Genomic DNA, 3,810 nt, shown 5'->3' on the forward strand with positions numbered 1-3,810 from the left:
AGATTCTGGTGGAAGTTACCAGTTGTTCTGGATATGTAGGAAAAATTGGTAATTAAATTCCAGAATCACTGGTAAGTCTTATCCAGAATCAGTGGTAAGTTTGAGCGGAATTGGTGGTAAGTTTGGACCAGAATACACATGAGTTGCGCAACAGTCGCAGAAAGGAGAGAATCATGGTCAGAAAAGCAATTCTGGTGATTGCCGCTGCAGTGCTTCTTATAGCTGTCGCAGCATGTGCCCCGGCACCACCCGAGGAAATTAAGATTGGGGCTATTATGTCTAAGACGGGAGCCCTGGCTGCCATGGGCGAGTTAATAGGTGACTGCGCTGAACTGGCAGTCAAGGAAATCAACGCCGCCGGGGGGGTTTTGGGAAAGCCAGTGAAATTGCTATTAGAAGATGATGCTACCGACCCGGCCAAATCTCTTGAAGCCTTCAAGAAACTGGTGGAGGTGGATGGAGTTGAGGTGGTAGTTGGTCCCATGATCAGCGGAGCAGTGATGTCCATAGGTCCATATGCAAAAGAGAGAGGAGTTTTATTGGTTTCACCTTCGGCTACCTCACCTGCTATTTCAGAAGAGCCGTGGACTGACTTCGCCTTTCGTACCACCCCCAGTGACACCCTTCAAGGTAAAGCTTTAGCCCAAGTCATCACGGAAAGAGGATTTAAGAAGGTCGCTATCCTGGTAATGGACAACGCTTACGGTGTAGGGATTGAGGTTGTAGCTGAGGAAGAGCTTAAGGACAAGGTAGATATTGTAGCTTCCATAAGGTATGACCCGGCGAAACTGGATTATCTCACTGAGTTGGGAATTATTAAGGATAAGAAGCCTGATGCTGTTCTTCATGTGGGCTATCATGACGATGCAGCGGTGGTGTATCGACAGGCCTTAGAGCTGGGGCTGGACGCTATCCAGTGGATTGCCGCTGAGGGTGTCTATGGGTTTGACTTCAAGATATCAGAGGATGCTTCTGAGTTTATGAGAAAAGCAGTCATCGGCACTGGCCTCACCGCGGTAGGTCCGGCTCAGGACGAATTCCGCGCTGCTTATAAGAAGGAATTTGGAGTTGACCCTGGGCTTTTGTGCGATACCGCTTATGATGCCGTTAAGCTACTTGCCCTGGCCATAGAAAAAGCCGGGGTCTACGACGGAGCTAAAATCAGGGATGCTCTGTGGGAGGTAGGCAAGGAGTATGCGGGCGTCAGCGGCACCATAACTTTCAATGAAAAAGGCGACCGGGTTTCGGGCACTTATGAAGTCTGGAAAGTGGACCTGGTTGAAGGCGAGTATAGCTGGGAGAGAATAGGTCTCATTTCCCTATAACTCAACCATATTGGCAATCAAGTCCTAAGAGGGGAAGACGGTACAGAAGAACTTGTCTTCCCCGCTCTAATTTATCCAAGCCATGCTCAGTCTGCCTACTGTGAGCATCACTCCGTCCGTTTCTACCATAAACCTTCATAAATCTTCTTCCGTCTGTGCTCTCTTCAAAAAAGAAATTGCAGATTTTCTTTTCTTCGCCCATCTCTAATCTCCCATCTGCTATTTGAATCTCAGACTCTAAGCCGTAAATATTTCATCCCTATTATCAGGGAGTCAAAAGCAGCCACCTGGAGTACTTTCTTTTAGTTCACCCGGCCAGACCTTCCAGGGCAACAGGCCGATGGGTTCAAGGAGGTTTTGTCGAATCTCCCTGGTATCGAACCTATGTTTGCTATTTTGATGTTGGTGTGTTACTATGTACCTGACTGGACAGTAAGAAAGGAATCGCCCCTGCGCCGCGGCGCACCACGTCGCCTGAAAATTGGGTTATTTTCAAGGGAGGAATCGTGGAAGGAAAGAAGTTAACCGGGAGGCAAAGGGAGGTTTTAGAATTCATTGAACAGTTGGTAGCCCAAAGGGGCTACCCGCCCTCGGTGAGAGAAATAGGCGAGCACATAGGTCTGCGCTCCAGCGCCACGGCGCACAGCCATCTTAATTCTTTGGAACAAAGGGGCTACATAAGAAGAGACCCAACCAGGCCCAGAGCTATCGAGATTCTTCTACCCATAGGTGAGGGGAGAAGTGCCCAGAGAGACAACAGGGTAAAGTTCTCCCCCATCGTGGGAAGAGTTACTGCTGGTCCCCTCACCTACGCTGAGCAGGACATCCAGGAGTATCTTCCCCTTCCGGCGGAGCTGGTGAAAGACCAGGAGACTTTCGTCCTACGGGTCAAGGGCGACAGTATGATTAAGGCAGGCATTTTGGATGGCGACTTCCTGGTAGTAAGAAGACAGAATTTTGCCCAAGATGGAGATATTGTAGTGGCTCTGGTGGATGACGAAGCCACAGTAAAGAGGCTCTATCGGGAAACACATCGCATCCGCCTTCAGCCTGAAAATGACAATATGGAGCCCCTCTTTCTCCGTGATGTAAGTATCTTGGGAGTAGCTATTGCCCTTCACCGGAGGCTTTAGAAGAGGAGTTTTCTTCACAGACGGTACAACTGGAAACCAGGTAGGGTTGGCCCCTAACCCTACAGCGATACTTAAGAATCTTGGTTCAATATGTAGGGCAATTTCTTTAATTGAGCCACAACATATTGTAGGTATTCAGGTAAATGACGTTGTAGGGCTAATTTACATCTTTAGATTGGAGTAAGTTTCGGAGAACGGCCAGGTGGAGTATTTTTGGAAAGAACCCGCTATTGGCTCAGGGACCTCAGCCAGCACGTCTATCCCTTCTGGTCCATAGACCTCTTTAACTACATATCCCTTATCATGTAAAGTAGCCAAAACGTCTCCCTCCCCAAAAGGTATCCTTAGCCGAAGGAAGACCCGTTCCTCTTCCAGCACTTTTTCGATCATGGTGGTCAGGTTATCAATACCGGTTCCCTCTTGGGCTGAAATAAAGACAGCTTCCGGGTACTTTTCCTTCAGCCGGGCCAGGGCCACTCTATCCAGTAGGTCAATTTTATTGAATACCAGGACGGTTTTTTTGTTGATGGCCCCTATCTCTGTCAATACTTCTTCTACCGCTCGGAGGTAATTTCCCAGATCTGCGTTAGTGGCATCAACTATATGGAGAAGAAGATCTGACTCTTTGATTTCTTCCAGGGTTGATTTGAAAGAAGCGATAAGTTGATGGGGAAGTTTGTTAATAAATCCTACCGTATCTGAGAAAAGTACTGTTCCCTTCTGGCCTCTATTAAGCCTCTTGACAGAAGAATCCAGGGTGGAGAAAAGCTTATCTTCCACTCTAGCCCGGGCACCGGTCAGCCTGTTCAGGAGTGTGGATTTACCGGCATTGGTATAGCCCACGATAGAAACCACAGGAACTCTGCTTTTCTTTCTTTTCTTTCGCTGGATGGACCGGTTTACCCCCAACTGTTCCAGTCGGTCAGAGAGAGTCTTGATCCTCTTTCGGATACGTCTTCGGTCTACTTCCAGCTTGGTCTCGCCGGGACCCCTGGTGCCGATGCCTCCACCTAAGCGAGACATCTCTGTTCCTCTTCCTTTAAGTCTGGGCAAGAGATAGGTTAATTGGGCCATCTCTACCTGTAGCTTACCTTCATGGCTGTGAGCATGCTGGGCAAATATGTCCAGAATCAAAGCTGTCCGATCCAGAACTTTGATACCCAGCTCTTTTTGCAGATTATGTTGCTGAGTGGCGGAGAGTTCCTCATCGAAAATAACCAGATTTACGCCCCCAGACGTTATAGTGGCCTTGATTTCCTCCACCTTTCCTTTACCGATGAAGAATTTGGGGTCAGGAGAAGATTTAGGCTGTATAATTTTATCCACTACCATAGCGCCGGCGGTGGAGGAGA

4 protein-coding genes are annotated in these 3,810 nt (G+C 48.3%); 3 read left to right on the forward strand and 1 reads right to left on the reverse strand.

The genetic code is table 11. The annotated features are described in order from the left end of the window. Nucleotides 1-173: 173 nt before the first annotated feature. From HW443_RS09700 to lexA, 3 genes are all read left to right on the forward strand, one after another. Complete coding sequence (locus HW443_RS09700; RefSeq protein WP_176230904.1) at nt 174-1,325, forward strand: ABC transporter substrate-binding protein; 1,152 nt, start codon at nt 174-176, stop codon at nt 1,323-1,325. 357 nt (nt 1,326-1,682) lie between these two features. Further along, nucleotides 1,683-1,850, forward strand: coding sequence for a hypothetical protein (locus HW443_RS09705; RefSeq protein ID WP_176230902.1), 168 nt, complete (start codon nt 1,683-1,685; stop codon nt 1,848-1,850). After that, the gene (lexA, locus tag HW443_RS09710) at nt 1,832-2,458 is read left to right on the forward strand and encodes a transcriptional repressor LexA (protein WP_308748322.1); all 627 of its coding nucleotides are present in this window, start codon (nt 1,832-1,834) and stop codon (nt 2,456-2,458) included. The genes HW443_RS09705 and lexA overlap by 19 nt, the downstream gene beginning before the upstream one ends. Nucleotides 2,459-2,620: 162 nt before the next feature. On the opposite strand, the gene hflX is transcribed toward lexA, so the two are convergent. Further along, a partial coding sequence (gene hflX, locus HW443_RS09715; RefSeq protein WP_176238116.1) for a GTPase HflX occupies nt 2,621-3,810 on the reverse strand: 1,190 nt, incomplete at its 5' end.

Origin of the sequence: Candidatus Hakubella thermalkaliphila (assembly GCF_013281975.1) — a bacterium.
Classification (GTDB): Bacteria; Actinomycetota; Humimicrobiia; order Hakubellales; family Hakubellaceae; genus Hakubella; species Hakubella thermalkaliphila.